At 72.9% G+C, this 14798-nt stretch carries 15 protein-coding genes and 1 pseudogene; 13 read left to right on the forward strand and 3 right to left on the reverse strand.

The window, feature by feature from the left end; translation table 11 throughout:
• Positions 1-73: 73 nt before the first annotated feature.
• Positions 74-811 (forward strand): SDR family NAD(P)-dependent oxidoreductase, encoded by a 738-nt coding sequence (locus tag Plo01_RS27395; protein WP_203893566.1) that lies wholly within the window; start codon positions 74-76, stop codon positions 809-811.
• Between the two features lie 31 nt (positions 812-842).
• On the opposite strand, the gene Plo01_RS27400 is transcribed toward Plo01_RS27395, so the two are convergent.
• Complete coding sequence (locus Plo01_RS27400; RefSeq protein WP_203893567.1) at positions 843-1454, reverse strand: TetR/AcrR family transcriptional regulator; 612 nt, start codon at positions 1452-1454, stop codon at positions 843-845.
• An 88-nt stretch (positions 1455-1542) separates the two neighbouring features.
• On the opposite strand from Plo01_RS27400, the gene Plo01_RS27405 reads away from it, so the two are divergent.
• The 10 genes and pseudogenes from Plo01_RS27405 to Plo01_RS27450 all read left to right on the forward strand — a co-directional run bounded on the left by Plo01_RS27405 (position 1543) and on the right by Plo01_RS27450 (position 9761).
• Positions 1543-2169, forward strand: coding sequence for an NAD(P)-dependent oxidoreductase (locus Plo01_RS27405; RefSeq protein WP_203893568.1), 627 nt, complete (start codon positions 1543-1545; stop codon positions 2167-2169).
• 184 nt (positions 2170-2353) lie between these two features.
• The gene (locus Plo01_RS27410) at positions 2354-3268 is read left to right on the forward strand and encodes an ABC transporter ATP-binding protein (protein WP_203893569.1); all 915 of its coding nucleotides are present in this window, start codon (positions 2354-2356) and stop codon (positions 3266-3268) included.
• Positions 3269-3332: 64 nt separating this feature from the next.
• Positions 3333-4124, forward strand: coding sequence for an ABC transporter permease (locus Plo01_RS27415; RefSeq protein WP_203893570.1), 792 nt, complete (start codon positions 3333-3335; stop codon positions 4122-4124).
• A gap of 483 nt (positions 4125-4607) precedes the next feature.
• Entirely contained in the window at positions 4608-4970 is a 363-nt protein-coding gene (locus Plo01_RS27420) for a hypothetical protein (protein WP_203893571.1), read from the forward strand.
• Entirely contained in the window at positions 4960-5403 is a 444-nt protein-coding gene (locus Plo01_RS27425; RefSeq protein ID WP_203893572.1) for a MerR family transcriptional regulator, read from the forward strand. The genes Plo01_RS27420 and Plo01_RS27425 overlap by 11 nt, the downstream gene beginning before the upstream one ends.
• Positions 5400-5747: a mercuric ion transporter MerT gene (gene merT / locus Plo01_RS27430; protein ID WP_203893573.1), complete on the forward strand. Its 348-nt coding sequence runs from the start codon at positions 5400-5402 to the stop codon at positions 5745-5747. Before Plo01_RS27425 ends, merT begins: the two co-directional genes overlap by 4 nt.
• Before the next feature lie 94 nt (positions 5748-5841).
• A pseudogene (locus Plo01_RS27435) lies at positions 5842-5988 on the forward strand (YnfA family protein); the annotation flags it as partial.
• Positions 5989-6117: 129 nt separating this feature from the next.
• Complete coding sequence (locus Plo01_RS27440; protein WP_203893574.1) at positions 6118-7944, forward strand: serine hydrolase domain-containing protein; 1827 nt, start codon at positions 6118-6120, stop codon at positions 7942-7944.
• Between the two features lie 18 nt (positions 7945-7962).
• Entirely contained in the window at positions 7963-9099 is a 1137-nt protein-coding gene (locus Plo01_RS27445) for a sensor histidine kinase (protein ID WP_239317155.1), read from the forward strand.
• Positions 9096-9761, forward strand: coding sequence for a response regulator (locus Plo01_RS27450; protein WP_203893576.1), 666 nt, complete (start codon positions 9096-9098; stop codon positions 9759-9761). Before Plo01_RS27445 ends, Plo01_RS27450 begins: the two co-directional genes overlap by 4 nt.
• Positions 9762-9865: 104 nt before the next feature.
• On the opposite strand, the gene Plo01_RS27455 is transcribed toward Plo01_RS27450, so the two are convergent.
• Positions 9866-10750 (reverse strand): NAD(P)-dependent oxidoreductase, encoded by an 885-nt coding sequence (locus tag Plo01_RS27455; protein WP_203893577.1) that lies wholly within the window; start codon positions 10748-10750, stop codon positions 9866-9868.
• 49 nt (positions 10751-10799) lie between these two features.
• Between Plo01_RS27455 and Plo01_RS27460 the strand changes: the two genes are divergently transcribed.
• Positions 10800-11207 (forward strand): MerR family transcriptional regulator, encoded by a 408-nt coding sequence (locus Plo01_RS27460; protein WP_203893578.1) that lies wholly within the window; start codon positions 10800-10802, stop codon positions 11205-11207.
• A gap of 70 nt (positions 11208-11277) precedes the next feature.
• On the opposite strand, the gene Plo01_RS27465 is transcribed toward Plo01_RS27460, so the two are convergent.
• Positions 11278-12285, reverse strand: coding sequence for an NAD(P)-dependent alcohol dehydrogenase (locus Plo01_RS27465; RefSeq protein WP_203893579.1), 1008 nt, complete (start codon positions 12283-12285; stop codon positions 11278-11280).
• Between the two features lie 54 nt (positions 12286-12339).
• Between Plo01_RS27465 and Plo01_RS27470 the strand changes: the two genes are divergently transcribed.
• Positions 12340-14733, forward strand: a complete 2394-nt coding sequence (locus Plo01_RS27470) for an ATP-binding protein (RefSeq protein ID WP_203893580.1) — start codon at positions 12340-12342, stop codon at positions 14731-14733.
• The last annotated feature ends 65 nt before the right edge of the window (positions 14734-14798 follow it).

The raw sequence follows: 14798 nt of genomic DNA on the forward strand, positions 1-14798 counted from the left end.
ACTGGACCGCGCAGTCCAATTGTGTTTAGAGTGGACCGTACAGTCCAGTTCTTGTCGTGGAATTGAGGTCCTCATGCAGCTCACCGGTTCGCGCGCTCTCGTCACCGGCGCCACCTCCGGCATCGGCCGCGCCATCGCCGAGGCGTTCGGGCGCGAAGGCGCCCATGTGCTCGTCGCCGGGCGCGACGCGACGCGCGCCGCCGAGGTCGTCGAGGGCATCACCGCCGGAGGCGGCGCCGCCTCGCCGGTCATCGCCGACCTCGGCGCCCCGGACGGGGTCGCCGCCCTCATCGAGGCGGCCAAGGCGCACGGCTCGATCGACGTGCTCGTCAACAACGCCGGCATCTACCCGATGGGCGGCACCGCGCAGACCGACGAGGAGACGTTCGAGGCCGCCATGGGCCTCAACGTGCGGGCCCCGTTCTTCCTGACCGCCGCGCTCGCCCCGCTGATGGCGGCGCGCGGACACGGCCGGATCATCAACGTCAGCTCGATCGCAGCCCACCTCGGCACTCCCGGCATGGCGCTGTACGGCGCGTCCAAGGCCGCCCTGGAACTGCTGACCAAGGCGTGGGCGGCCGAGTTCGGACCGGCCGGGGTCAACGTCAACGCGATCGCGCCCGGCCCGACCCGCACCCCCGGCACCGCGCCCATGGGCGCCGGGCTGGACGAGTTCACCAGCACCTTCCCCGCCGGCCGGCCGGCCACGCCGGAGGAGATCGCCGCCGCCGCCGTCTATCTCGCCGGTGCGGGGGCGGCGTTCGTGCACGGCGCCACCATCGTCGTCGACGGCGGGCGGCTGGCCATCTGAGCCGGACCGCGTCACGGCCGCCGTCGCCGACTCAGCCCTCCGTCGGCCGCAGACCCAGGAACAACGTGGCGAGCACCTCTTCCGCCAGGTCGTCCGGGTCGTCGGCGTAGCCCTTCGCCGCGAGTTGGTCGTCGACGATGAGAGCGCTGATTCCGTGCACGGTGGACCACGCCGTCAGCGCCAGCGCCGCCGGGGCGGCAGAGACGACGTGGCCGTCGGCCTGCGCGCGCACGACGGCCGCCCGCAGCACGTCGAAGGCCCGGTTGGACGCCGACAGCAGATCGGGGTGCTGGGATTTGTCGGCCAGTGACGGATGGGTGAGCGCCCGGAAGGTGTTCGGTTCCCGGCGGGCGAAGGCGACGTAGGCCAGACCCGCGGCGCGGAAGGCCGACAGCGCGTCCTCGGCCGAGTTCACGGCCTCGGCCAGCGCGGCCGCCAGCCGCTCGTAGCCGACCGCCGCGACGGCGGCCAGAAAGCTCGTCGCCGTCGGGAAGTAGCGCGCCGGCGCGGCGTGGCTGACTCCGGTCACGCGTGCCGCGCTCCGGATGCCCACCGCCTCGATTCCCCCCTCCTCCAGGAGCTGGAGGCCGGCGTCGATCAAGGCCGCCCGCAGGTTCCCGTGGTGATACGTCCGCTCGGCCATCGGCACTCTCCCAATGTTGACACTGTCTATATTGGCGGTTACGTTCCCATGTTGACGCTATCAACATAGGAAGCCATCTGGAGGTTCGATGAGAGTGACCCTGCTCGGCGCCACGGGCGCCACCGGCGCCCTGGTGCTGCCGATCCTGGAGCGCGATCACGAAGTGACGGTCCTGGCCCGCCGGCCGGATCGCGTGACCGCGAGCTCGCCGGGCACCCGGCTGCACCGAGGCGACGCGACCGACCCGGCCGCCGTTCGCGGCGCCGTCTCCGCCGCCGAGGCGGTGATCACCCTGGTCGCCGCACCCCGCGGGGACGCCCCGGGCACTGTGCGCTCGCAGGCCACCGGCGTCCTGCTCTCCGCCGCCCAGGAGGTGGCGCCCGGCGCGCATCTGGTGCTGGTCTCCGCCCTCGGAGGCGCCGCCAGCGCCGGGCAGCTGTCCCGGTTCGGACGGATGATCTACGCTGCGGCCGTGGGGCGCGAGCGCCTGGCCGAGGTCGACCGTCAGGAACGTCTCGTCACCGGCACAGCGCTTTCGGCGACCCTGGTGCGGCCGCCGAAACTCGACGACGAACCCGCGACCGGAATCCTGGAGGTCACCGGGCGGGTCAAGGCGTCGCAGTCCCTGCACCGGGCCGATCTGGCGAAGTTCCTCGCCGATGTCATCCATCGCCGGCCCCCGGGACCGCAGGCGGTGACCGTCGTCTCCAGATAACGCGCCCACGGCGGCGGCGCCTCCGTCCGCCTCGGCCGGGTGGCAATCCACCGATCGGTTGATCCGGCGTCCCCACCGTTCGGCAGACAGGCCCCGTCTGCTGGCCGGTGTTGGAGGAAGTGCTGGTCGTAGCACGCTTAGTGCAGCCGGACAACGACGGATCAAGCCCGGAGAGGACACGGAGATGCCAGCAGTGATCGAGGTGCGCAACCTCCACAAGCGCTACGCCGACAAGGTCGCGGTCGAGGACGTCTCGCTGACCGTGCAGGAGGGTGAGATCTTCGGGATCCTCGGCCCGAACGGCGCCGGCAAGACCACGAGCGTGGAGTGCATCGCGGGTCTGCGGACGCCGGACCGGGGTGAGATCGAGGTGCTGGGACTGGATCCCCGCCGGGATCGCGCCGAGCTGACCCGGGGCCTGGGCGTGCAGCTGCAGGCCGGTCAGCTGCCCGAGCAGCTGCGGGTCGCCGAGGCCCTGGAGCTGTACAGCTCCTTCTACCCCGACCCGGCCGACTGGCGCGAACTGCTGGAGGGCCTGGGTCTGGCGGAGAAGGCGAAGACCGCCTACGGCAAGCTGTCCGGCGGCCAGAAGCAGCGCCTGTCGATCGCGCTGGCGCTGGTGGGCAGCCCGCGGGTGGCGATCCTCGACGAGCTCACCACGGGCCTGGACCCCCAGGCCCGGCGCGACACCTGGGAGCTGATCGAGAACGTGCGCTCCCGCGGGGTGACGATCGTGCTGGTCACCCACTTCATGGAGGAGGCCGAGCGGTTGTGCGACCGGCTGGCGCTGATCGACGGCGGCCGCGTCGTCGCGGTGGACACCCCGGCCGGTCTCACCGAACGGGCCCGCATCGAGCAGCGCATCCGGTTCCGTCCGTCCAGGCCGCTGGCCGACCACCTGCTGACGAGCCTGCCCGAGGTCTCCGGCGTCACCCGCCGGGGCGAGACGGTCATCGTCACCGGCAACGACAACGCGCTCAACGCCGTGACCACCGTGCTGGCCCGCAACCAGATCGTGGCCGAACGGCTGCGCATCGAGCAGGCGAGCCTGGAGGAGGCGTTCGTCCAGCTGACCGGCAGCCGCCTCGGTTCCCACTAGACGTCCGATCTGCAGCCCGCCCCCCTCGCGCGAAGAGACGAAGAGACGAAGAGAGGCCACCACCATGTCAGTCCTGAACGCCGTCCCCGCCACCGCCTCCGTCACCGCCAGGAACGGTTCCGCGACGTGGCGGCTCATCAAGGCCGAGAGCAAGCTGAGCATCCGCGACAAGGTCGGTCCCCTGTGGGGCGTCGGCTGCCCGCTGATCGTGTTGATCATCCTGGGTGTCGTGCCGGCCCTGCGGGAGCCCGTGGAGGCCGCCGGCGGTCTGACGTACTTCGATCTCTACGTGCCTGTCCTGATCCTGTTCAACCTGGCCATCCTGGCCATGACCGCGCTGCCGACCACGCTGGCGGGTTATCGGGAGAACGGGGTGCTGCGGCGCCTGCAGACCACGCCGATCGGTCCGGCCCGGGTGCTGACCGCCCAGCTGGTGGCCAACTTCGCCATCGCGCTGGTGGCGACGATCCTGTTCCTGGCGGTGGCCGGGCTCGGCTTCGGGGTCGACCTGCCCCGGCACCCCGTCGGCTTCGTCCTCTCCTGGCTGCTGGCGAGCGCCGCGCTGCTGTCGATCGGCCTGCTGATCACCGCGCTGGCGCCCGGACGCGGCCCGGCCACGGCGATCGGCACGGTCCTGTTCTTCCCGATGATGTTCTTCGCCGGGCTGTGGGTGCCGATCGCGCAGATGCCCGAGGTGCTGCAGACCATCAGCCACTACACCCCGCTCGGCGCCGGCATGCAGGCCTTCCAGGAGACCTACCTCGGCCACTTCCCCTCCGCCGCCCCCCTGCTGACGCTGGCGGCCTACGCGATCGGGTGCACGATCGTCGCGGTCCGCTGGTTCCGCTGGGAATAGGGTCCTTCCGGAAGTCACCGACGAGCGGATCGACGCTCTCGAATCGCAGAGACGACATCGCCCAGCCGGCCGGTGGGGGTCTGAGACCCCCACCGGCCGGCTTTCCGAGGATGGTCCGTCGGTCGGGTCGGTGTCCTACGGCGGCGCCGGCCGGGTCGGCCTCGGTGTCCTTGTACTCCAGCGTGCCCCAGGCGAAGTGCAGGACCAGGGCGACGCAGGTGTCGCGGTGCGGTCGTACGGCGAGACGGGCGGGGCGGCGGAGCCCAGAAACGGGGGCGCCGGGACGGCGGGCGTCTTCCCCTTGCCTGATCTGTCGTGCTTTTCCGGGGTCGCCGGTGCACGGCGGTCCAGGGCCCGGTCCGGGATCGGCCATGCTCCCGCCGGGCGCGGACCAGCCCGGCGATCCCGGCGTCGACAGCCCGGCGGACGATTCCGCCTGCGGGACTTGCATCCGGTACCCGGGTACAGCCTTACCGTCGAGACATGACACACCGGGACATCACCCTCGACCAGCAGTGGGTGCCGTCGGCGTGCACCCTGCCCACCGCCGAGCAGCCCCTGCGAGTCGCCGAGTTCGACGCGTTGTTCGCCGCCGCCGTACAGGCGGTCCACCGGCCCGGGCCCACCCGGCTGCGGCTGGACCTGGTCTTCAGTCCGGACAACGCCGCGCGGGCCGCCGAGCTGGCGGCACGGGAGAGCGGCTGCTGCTCCTTCTTCGCCTTCACCCTGACCATCGACGGCGGCGCCATGGGCCTGCGGATACAGGTGCCCGAGCAGCACATCGACGTGCTGGACGCCCTGCAGCGGCGAGCCGACGCGGCGGCGGGGGGCACGCATGCCGCATGACCTTCCGGAGCCGTACCTGCGCACCGGCCAAGTCGCCGAACGCGCCGGGGTCAACATCCAGACCCTGCGCTACTACGAACGCCGCGGGTTGATCACCGAGCCACGGCGAAGCCCCGGCGGGCACCGCACCTACCCGCCCGAGACCGTCACCCTGCTGGGCGTGATCAAAGCCGCGCAACGGCTCGGCTTCACCCTGGACGAGGTCGCCGAGCTGCTGGAGACCGGGCGGCGCGCCCACCCCAGCCAGGACCTGCGGCAGCGGGCCACGCTCAAGCTGGCCGAGATCGAAAGCAAGATCGCCGACCTGACCACCATCCGGGCCACGCTGCGGCAGGTGATAGCCGCCCGCTGCGACAGCCTGACCCACTGCACCTGCCCCGACTGCCCGCTGCCGTTCGCCGGCCTGGCCGAGCCTGAGGAGCCCCGCCCGTGAGCACCCGCCACGACCACCCCACCCCGGCCCTCGGCGCCCCGGCGGCTCCCGGAACGTCGGCGCCGGAGCACGTCCCGGCCGACGGCGGCCCGCCGCGCAGCAGCAGGATCACCGCCGCCCTGGCGGTGCTGGCCTGCGCGGCCTGCTGCGCGCTTCCGCTGCTGATCGCCGGCGGACTGCTGACCGGAGCCGGCGCCGCGATCGCCGAACGGACGCTGCTGGCCGCCTCCGGGGTGTTGATCGCCGCCGCCGCGGGGCTGTGGTGGTGGCATCGGCGCCGTCGCGTCCGGGCCGCCGCCGCGTCCGGCCGGGCCTGCGGCTGCGGTGGCGGTTGCGGGTGCTGACCGGGTCTCCCCGGTGGCCCCGGCACCGCGGGCCCCGGGCCGGCCTGGTGCAATGACGACCATGACCGTCGCCCGTTCCCCGCTGCTGTTCGCCCTGGCCGCCTACGGCGGCGTGTTCATCGCCGGCTCCCTGCTGTGGGGCATGGTCGCCGACGGTTTCCGGCCCGACCGCTGGGACGTCATCGGCTCGCTGGTCTGCCTGGCCGGCGTCCTGGTGATCATGTACGCGCCGCGCGGCTGACGCGTCCGCACCCGCTTCCGGGTCACACGCCGGGCACGGGACGCCGTCCTCACTCCCCCACGCGGGGGAGGGGGGAATGGGCGGCGTCGGCGATGTGCCGGAAAGGGGGTCTGCAAGATCCTTGACGACATGTTGCTGAAGCTCCTCACCGCACTGGTCCTCTCTGCCACCCCGGCGCAGGCCGCCCCGCCGTCCGATCTTCCCGGGGTCGGCGAACTCGTCGACGAGCACGTCACCTCGGTCATGGCCGAGGAGAAGATCCCCGGTGCGACCGTCACGGTGGTGGCCGGCGGCCGGGAGGTGGTCGACAAGGGGTACGGCTGGGCCGACGTGGAGCGCCGTCTCCCGGTGGATCCCGAGCGCACGCGTTTCCTGATCGGGTCGGAGACGAAGCTGTTCACCGCCCAGGCGGCCCTGCAGCTGGTCCACGCGGGGAAGCTGGACCTGGACGCCGACGTCAACTCCTACCTGACCACCTTCAAGATCAGTGACACCTACCCGGGCCGCCCGGTCACCCTGCGGCACCTGCTGACGCACACGGCCGGATTCGACGAGGACCACGTCCTGGGCAGCGGCTCGAACGTCCGGCCGCTGGGCGAGGCGCTCGCCGCGACCCAGCCCGCCCGGCTGCGCCCGCCCGGCACCGGCGTCACCTACAACAACTACGGCGTCGCCCTGGCCGGATACCTGGTGGAGACGGTCTCGGGGATGCCCTTCGAGAAGTATGTCGAGAAGAACGTATTCGCCCCCCTCGGCATGAAGAACTCGGTGATCGCCTGCGGCGGGCTGGGGGACACCAGGGCCTACCTGGCGGACGGCTCGCCGACCACGGCCGACTGCGCGGACTTCTCCGCCTCCGGCGCGGGGCCCGCCTCGACCTCCTCGGACATGGCCGCGTACCTGAAGGCCCAGCTGGAGCTCGACCCCCGTCTCGGGGTCGGGGTGGCGGCCGAGATGCAGCGGCAGCAGCACACCGAGGACCCCCGGCTGCCCGGCATGGGCTTCATGTGGGAGGAGTCGCCGTACAAGGGGCACCGCCTGCTCTTCAAGGCCGGCGACATGCCCGGCATGCACACCTACATGTTCCTGCTGCCGGAGCAGGGCATCGGCATCCACGTCATGTCCAACGGCGACGGCGCCGGACGGCACGGGCTGGACGGGTTCGAGCTGGCCCGCAAGATCATCGACCGTTACCTCCCGGACGCGCAGCCGCCGGCCGTCACGGCTCTGCCCGGCGCCTCCGCCGAGCAGTACGAGGGCTCCTACCAGAGCAGCCGGACCAGTCACGGCAGCCTGCTGAAGGTTCAGGCGCTCACCGACTCGCCGGTGCACGTCACCGCGACCGCCGGCGGCGAGATCCTCACCACCGGCCTCAAGGGCCGCCAAGTGCGCTGGATCCAGTTCGCACCCGGTGTCTTCCAGGAGGAGGGCGGCTGGGACCGCATCGCCTTCCCCGAGCCGGGACAGCTGGCGATCAGCCGCAGCACGGTCGTCTTCGACCGGATCGGCCCGCTGGACCAGCCGTCGCTGCACCTCGCCCTGCTGGCCTTCGCTCTCCCCGTCTCGCTGGCCGCCCTCCTGGGATTCCCCGTGGCGGCGATCCGGGCCCGCAGACGGTCGTCCTCCCCTGCCGGGCCCCGCGTCCCGCGCCTGCTCGCCTGGTCGGCCGGCGCCCTCGTGATCGCCTTCACCGCCGGGTTCGGCAGCCTGCTCGCCGACCAGGGCCGGGCGCTGCCGCTGGTCCTGGAAGGGGCTCCCTCGCTGATCGCGCTGCTGGTCCTGGCGTCGCTGACGGTGCCGCTGGCCGCCGCCCTGCTGGCCTGTACGGCGATGGCCTGGTGGAAGCGCTGGTGGAGGCCGTCGGGCAGGATCGCCTACACGCTGGTCGCCCTCGGCGTGACCGCGTTCGCCATCGTGGCGGTCACGTACAACCTCGTCGGCCCTTCGTACACCTGAGCTATGATCCACTCACTTATGCGATCTTCTGTCCGTGTCGTCCGCCGGATCCCGCCCCTCGCCGCGGACATCGCCGTCGCCCTGGCCGTCCTCGCGGCCCACTCGGCGCCCTTCCTGCTGACGACCCGGGCGGCCGACCCGGTCACGGGGTACACGATCCAGCAGTACCTTCCCGTGCTCGGCCAGGTGCTGCCGCTGGTCTGGCGGCGGCGCGCGCCGCTGGCGGTCATGGTCGCGACGGCGGCCGCGACCGGCGCGTACCTGCTGAACGATCCCGACACCGCGCCGCAGCCCGTCCCGTACGCGCTGCTGATCGCGGTCTACACGGTGGCCGTGCACGGCTCGCGGCGCGAGCGGACATGGGGGCTGGCCATCCTCGCCGTCGCCGCCACCGCCCAGCTCGCCGGACTGATCCTGCGCATGCCGAGCGCGGACACGACGGTGCGCGGGCTGGTGATGTACGTCGCGGCCTGGGCGCTGGGACGGGCGGCCGCCAACCGGCAGGCCCACGCCCGCCAGCTCGAACGCGAGAAGGAGCTGGAGGCGCGCCGGGCCGTCGAGCGGGAGCGGGCGGCGATCGCCCGGGACATGCATGACATCCTCGGCCACGCGATCAGCCTGATGATCGTGCAGGCGGAGGCCGGGCCGCTGGCCGTACGGCCCGATCCCGGCCGCGCCGAAGCGGCCTTCGACGCCATCGCCGCGGCCGGGCGTGACGCGATGGACCAGCTGCGCCGCCTGCTCGGCCTGCTGGGCGAGGACTCCTCCGAGGCCACCCCGACGGTGGCCCGCATCGGGGCGCTGGTCGAGAGCGTGGACCGCGCCGGGCAGTCCGCCGCCCTGACCGTCACCGGAACGCCCCGCCCGCTGCCCCCGGACGTGGAGGCCGCCGCCTACCGGGTGGTCCAGGAGGCGCTCACCAACGTGGTCAAGCACGCCCGCGCGAGCAAGGTCTCGATCGAGCTCGACTGGCGGAAGGACGCGCTCGTGATCGATGTGACGGACGACGGCCGCGGCCACACCGGCGGGGCGGGGCACGGACTCGTCGGCATCCGCGAGCGCGCGGCGGCCTGCGGCGGCACGGTGTCCTTCGGCCACGGGCCGGACCGGCGCGGCTTCGCCGTCTCGGTGCGCCTGCCGGGAGCCCCCGCGTGACCATCCGCGTCGTGGTCGCCGACGACCAGGAGCTCGTGCGCAGCGGCTTCTCCCTGATCCTCGACATGCAACCGGACATCACGGTCGTCGCGGAGGCCGGCGACGGCGCCCAGGCCGTGGAGGCGGCGCGCCTCCACTCGCCCGACGTGGTCCTGCTCGACATCCACATGCCCGTCATGAACGGCATCGAGGCCGCCGGGAGGATCTGCGCCGAGACCGCCGCCAGGATCATCATCCTGACGACGTTCAACAACGACGAGTACGTCTACGCGGCCCTGCACGCGGGGGCCAGCGGCTTCCTGCTGAAAGACGTGCGACGGGACGACCTCGTCCACGCCGTCCGCGTCGTCACGGCCGGAGAGTCGCTGCTCGCCCCCGCCGTGACCCGCAAGCTCATCGACGACATCCTCCAGCGCGACGCCCGCCCGCCGGTCGCGGTGCCGGGCATGGACGCCCTGACCGGCCGCGAGCGGGAGACTCTGGCCCTCCTCGGCCGCGGCCTGTCCAACCCCGAGATCGCCGAAGCCCTGGTGGTCAGCGAGCACACGGTGAAGACCCACGTCAGCAACGTGCTGTCCAAGCTCGGCCTGCGCGACCGGATCCAGGCGGTCATCTGCGCCTACGAGTCCGGCCTCGTCCAGCCGGGCCACTGGCGTCGCTGACGCCCGTGACCGGCCCGCCGCGCGCGGCGGACCGCCGGCACGGGCCGACTCGCGCGGCAGTCCCGGATGCGACGGCTCCGAGCGGCTCGCGACGCCGGGATCGGTCAGCCGGTGGAGGGCCTTCCGAACTCTTCGATCAGCACGGGATACTGCTCCCCGCCGTGTCCGGCGGCGATCGAGCGGTCGGCCATCGCCTTGATCATCTTTGGCAGTTCGGCGCTGACGCCCACCGCCTCGCTCTCCTCGATCAGGTGCGCCATCGCCCGCACGTCGGTCTCCAGGGCCGACACCTCGGCCGGGAAGGAGCCGCTGTCGATCTGCTCGGCGTACCCGGGCAGCCATTCGGCCACACCGGCGGCGATCCGCTGGGCGAACGGCGCGTACGTCGCGGCGTCGACGCCGGCCGTCCGGAGCATGGCGGTGCCCTGGAGCCAGGCGTTCAGGACGCTCCACATCATGGCGAGACCGGCCACGTCGTACAGCGACGCCAGTCCGTGGTCCGCGCCGAGGTAGGTGACGGCACCGAGCGCGCCGAGCGTCGACCGGTGCGCCTCGAAGTCCGCCTGCGGCCCGCTGTGCAGGATCACCGCTTCGTCGGTCCCGATCGCCGGCGGGACGGCCATGATGGCGCCGTCCAGGTAGCGGGCGCCGCGCCGCCCGGCCCAGCGCGCGGCCTCCCTGGCCTGGGCGGAGGTGCCCGAGGTCAGGTTGATCAACGTCGTGCCGTCCAGCGCGGCGTCGTCCGCGCCGAGCAGCTCGTGCACGGCCCGGTAGTCGGTGACGCAGACGATCGTCAGAGGACTCGCCCGGAGCGCGTCGGCGGCCGTCGGCGCCGGTCGCGCGCCCTCGGCCGCCAGTTTGTCGGCCTTGGACGCCGTACGGTTCCACACGGTTGTGGGGTGCCCGCCCCTCAGGAACGCGCCGGCGAGGGCCTGGCCCATCAGTCCTAGTCCGATGACCGTCACGGGTGTGTCGCTTTTGTGGTTCATGGCAGCATCGTCAACGTTGATACCGGTGTGAAGGTCAAGGGAGGTTTCGATGCGGATCGGGGAACTGAGTCGCCGGACGGGCGTCAACGCCCATCAGCTGCGCTACTACGAAGCCCAGGGCCTGCTGGAGGCGGACCGCGGCGCGAACGGTTACCGCGAGTACGACGAGGAGGCCGTGCTGCGGGTGAAGCAGATCCGGCACCTGCTCGGCGCCGGCCTGTCCTCCGAGGACATCGCGTACCTGCTGCCCTGCGCGGTCGGAGAGGCCCCGCAGCTGTTCGGGTGCCCCGAGTCGCTGACCGCGATGCGGTCACGGTTGCGGCGGCTGGACGATCAGATGGACAGGCTCGCCCAGTCCCGTGACGCCCTCGCCGACTACATCGACGCGGCCGAGCGGATGGGCGGGGAGATTTACCCTCCCTTCGGCGGCGCCGGCCTGGAGTCCGTCCCCGCCTGAGCGGCCGGAGTGCCGCCGCCGGTGCCGCGCCCGGCGCGGGGACGCCGCCGGGCGCATGGGGAGGCCGTCGTCAGGAGGCGTCCACGGTGACCACGACCTTGCCCCTCGCGTGTCCCCGTTCGAGATACCGGACGGCCTCCGCGGTCTCGTCCAGCGGGTAGGTCCGGTCGATGACGGGAGCGACCTTCCCCGATTCGATGAGCCCGCTCACGACGGTGAGATCGTCGGCGCTGGTGCGGGACAGGAAGAGCGCCATCCGGGGCATCGCCATGATCTTGGCCATCCCCAGCACCGGCCCGACCCACTGCCCCTTCGACGGCGCGCACTCCACGAGGACGCCCGCGGGGGCGAGCACCCGCCGGTTCGCCAGGACGCCGCGGTTGGCGACCAGGTCGAGCACCACGTCGTACCGCTTCCCGGCACGCGTGTAGTCCTCCTTGGTGTAGTCGACGACGTGGTCGGCGCCGATCGAGCGGACCAGCTCCGTGTTGCCGGTGCCGCACACCCCGGTCACCTCGGCCCCCATGGCCTTGGCGATCTGCACCGCGAACGTCCCCACGCCGCCGGAGGCCCCGTTGACCAGCACCCGGTGCCCGCGCCGGATCCGGCCCTTGTCGCGCAATCCCTGGAGCGCGGTGAGCGCCGCCACCGGGACGGCCGCGGCCTGCTCGAACGTCAGCCCGGCCGGCATCTTGCGCAGCATGCCGTCCTGGCGCAGGCAGGCGTACTCGGCCAGGCCCGTCGTGCCCGGCACGAGGTCCAGGCCGCAGCCGCCGTACACCTCGTCCCCCGGCCGGAAGGCGGTGACGTCGCGGCCCGCCGACTCGACGACGCCCGCCAGGTCGGCGCCCAGGGCGGTGTGCTTGGGACGGGTCAGGCCCATATCCAGGCGGGCGAAGTACGGCTCGCCCCGCATGTGGTGCCAGTCCAGCGGGTTGACGGAGGCGGCGCGCACGCGGATCAGCACGTCGCCGGCCCCGACGGCGGGCATGTCCGCGTCCTCCAGTCGCAGCACCTCGGGCGGGCCGTAAGCGTGGTAGCGGATGGCTTTCACGCTTCCCAGCGTGCGGACAGCCATCGGGGTCACGAAATCACGTGAATTCGTGATTTGGAGAGTAGTGTCCGAGCCACCATGGCCAGACCCCCGCGCCGCCCGGGCAATCTGCCCGCCGAGGCGACCAGTTTCATCGGCCGCCGTCGCGAACTCGCCGCGGTCAGGAGAAGCCTCGCCGAGGCCCGCCTGGTCAGTCTCGTCGGGCCCGGCGGGGTCGGTAAGACGCGGCTGGCGCTGCGGGCGGCGGGCGATCTCGGACGCGGGTTCCCCGGGGGCGCGTGGCTGGTGGAACTGGCCGAGGTACGTGATTGCGCGCTGGTCGGCGATGCCGTCATGGCGGCCCTGGACCTGCGGACCCAGGCCGCGGCCGAGCCGTCGGCGGTGCTGGCGGCGCACCTGCGGGACAAGAGGCTGCTGCTGGTGGTCGACAACTGCGAGCACCTGCTCGCGGCGACCGCCCGGCTGGTCGCGGAGATGATGCGGGCGGCGCCGGGCGTACGGGTGATCGCGACCAGCAGGGAACCGCTGTCGGCGCCCGGCGAGCACGTGGTGCCCGTGCCACCGCTCGACCTGCCCGCGCCGCATCCGCGCCCGCCGCTCGATCCACCGGTGCCGCACGTCCGTCCGCCGCTCGATCTGTCGGCGCCCCACCCCCGCCCGCCGCTGGCGAAGGTGCGGCAGAACGAGGCGGTCATGCTGTTCACGGAACGGGCCGCGGCGGCGTCGGGCACGTTCGAGCTGACCGCGGCGAACCAGGCGGCGGTGGCCGGTCTGTGCCGCCGTCTCGACGGCCTGCCACTGGCGATCGAACTGGCGGCCGTGCGGACGCGGGTGTTGTCCGCCGGGCAGATCCTCGACCGCCTCGACGACCGGTTCGGCCTGCTCACCGGTGGCGGGCAGGCGCTCCCGCGCCACCGGACGCTGCGCACCGTCATCGACTGGAGCCACGACCTGCTGGATCCGGCGGAGCAGGCGTTGTTGCGGCGGCTGTGCGTCTTCGCCGGCCGGTTCACGCTGGAGGACGTCGAGGCGGTCTGCGGGCAGGAGGGCCCGCCCGCGCTGGCCCCCCTGTCGTCGCTGGTCGACAAGTCGCTGGTGATGAAGGAGAACGCCGGGGACCTGGCCTGCTACCGCCTGCACGAGACGATGCGCGAGTACGCCGCGCTCAGACTGCGCGAGGCCGGCGAGGAGGAGGCGGCCCGCCGGAGGTTCGCCGACTACTACACCTCGCGCTGCCTGCGGGCCGCGCCGCAGGTCCGGCGGCGGCTGGCCGAGTGGCTCGACTGGATGGACCTGGAGATCGACAACGTGCGCGCGGTGCTGCGCGGATGCGTGACCCGCGAGGGCGCGGCGCGCGGCATGAACCTGGTCTACGCCATCGGCTACTACTGGATCACCCGCGCGCTCAACGAGGGGGTCCGGTGGGCCGAGGAGCTGCTCGCCTGCGAGGGCGCCGGGCCGGCCGAGCGGGCCAGGGCCGCCTTCATGCGCGGTTTCCTGGCGGTGCTGCAGTCGGACGCGGCGAGCGCCGGCCCCGCGCTGGACGAGGCGGTGGCCCGGGCCGGGGAGGCGGGGCTGCCGTCCGTGCTGGCGCAGTCGCTGTCGCTGGCGTCGATGGCGGCGAGCATGTCCGGGGATCGCGAGGCGGCCGGGCGGCTGGGCGAGCGGGCCCGGGCCGCCCTGGAGGGGCTGGACGACGACACGGCCGTTCTCATGTTCCTGCAGTCGCGCGCGCTGAACGGCCTCTCCGAAGGCGATCTCGGCACGGCCGCGGAGGCCGCCGCGGAGGGGGTGCGCCTGGGCCGGGAGACCGGCGACCTCTACAGCCTGGACATGATGCTGCTGAACCTGGGCTCCGCCAGGCTGATCGCGGGCGCGCCCGACGAGGCGGAGCCGCTGCTGGCGGAGGCGCTGCGGATCGCGTACCGGATCGACGACCGGGTGGGCCAGTACGTGCTGCTCGGCGCGCTGGGCTGCGTCGCGGCCGGTTCCGGGCGGGCTCGGCCGGCGGCGCTGCTGATGGGGGCGGCCGAGACGGTGCGCGCGGAGGCCGGGGCGAGCGTGCTGCCCTTCCTCCCGCCGCTGCTGGCCCGGGCCGGGCAGGCGGCCCGGGCGGAGCTGGGGGCGGCGGCGTTCGAGGACGAGTACGCGGCCGGGAGGCGTCTGAGCAGGGACGCCGCCATCGGACTGGCACTCGGCGCGCCCGCCCCGCCCGCCGAGGCGCCGGGTGAGAGACCGGACGGGACACCGCTCGGCAGGAGGCAGGCGGAGGTGGCGCGGCTGGTCGCCGAGGGACTCAGCAACCGGCAGATCGGCGAGCGGCTGTTCATCTCGGAGCACACGGTGGACAGCCACATACGGGCGATCATGAACAAGCTGGGGTTCAACACCCGGGCGCAGATCGCCGCCTGGACGGCCTCCCCCGGCCCGTTCCCCAAGGCGCCCGCGAGGCGTGCCGATGGAGCGGTGTGAACGGTTCCCGGGCGTGGCGGGTCTACCTCCTGGGCGGCGTGGCCGCTCTGGTGGTCTTCGTGCTG

It is taken from the genome of Planobispora longispora, from assembly GCF_016863135.1.
GTDB classification, from domain to species: domain Bacteria; phylum Actinomycetota; class Actinomycetes; order Streptosporangiales; family Streptosporangiaceae; genus Planobispora; species Planobispora longispora.

What these genes read in the sequence shown, in the direction of transcription:
- Plo01_RS27405 (WP_203893568.1), top strand. Translation starts at nt 1,543, where the DNA reads ATGAGAGTGACCCTGCTCGGCGCCACGGGCGCCACCGGCGCCCTGGTG.
- Plo01_RS27395 (WP_203893566.1), top strand. Translation starts at nt 74, where the DNA reads ATGCAGCTCACCGGTTCGCGCGCTCTCGTCACCGGCGCCACCTCCGGC.
- Plo01_RS27410 (WP_203893569.1), top strand. Translation starts at nt 2,354, where the DNA reads ATGCCAGCAGTGATCGAGGTGCGCAACCTCCACAAGCGCTACGCCGAC.
- Plo01_RS27425 (WP_203893572.1), top strand. Translation starts at nt 4,960, where the DNA reads ATGCCGCATGACCTTCCGGAGCCGTACCTGCGCACCGGCCAAGTCGCC.
- Plo01_RS27465 (WP_203893579.1), bottom strand. Translation starts at nt 12,285, where the DNA reads ATGGCTGTCCGCACGCTGGGAAGCGTGAAAGCCATCCGCTACCACGCT.
- Plo01_RS27415 (WP_203893570.1), top strand. Translation starts at nt 3,333, where the DNA reads ATGTCAGTCCTGAACGCCGTCCCCGCCACCGCCTCCGTCACCGCCAGG.
- Plo01_RS27440 (WP_203893574.1), top strand. Translation starts at nt 6,118, where the DNA reads ATGTTGCTGAAGCTCCTCACCGCACTGGTCCTCTCTGCCACCCCGGCG.
- Plo01_RS27470 (WP_203893580.1), top strand. Translation starts at nt 12,340, where the DNA reads ATGGCCAGACCCCCGCGCCGCCCGGGCAATCTGCCCGCCGAGGCGACC.
- Plo01_RS27420 (WP_203893571.1), top strand. Translation starts at nt 4,608, where the DNA reads ATGACACACCGGGACATCACCCTCGACCAGCAGTGGGTGCCGTCGGCG.
- Plo01_RS27445 (WP_239317155.1), top strand. Translation starts at nt 7,963, where the DNA reads ATGCGATCTTCTGTCCGTGTCGTCCGCCGGATCCCGCCCCTCGCCGCG.
- Plo01_RS27400 (WP_203893567.1), bottom strand. Translation starts at nt 1,454, where the DNA reads ATGGCCGAGCGGACGTATCACCACGGGAACCTGCGGGCGGCCTTGATC.
- Plo01_RS27460 (WP_203893578.1), top strand. Translation starts at nt 10,800, where the DNA reads ATGCGGATCGGGGAACTGAGTCGCCGGACGGGCGTCAACGCCCATCAG.
- Plo01_RS27455 (WP_203893577.1), bottom strand. Translation starts at nt 10,750, where the DNA reads ATGAACCACAAAAGCGACACACCCGTGACGGTCATCGGACTAGGACTG.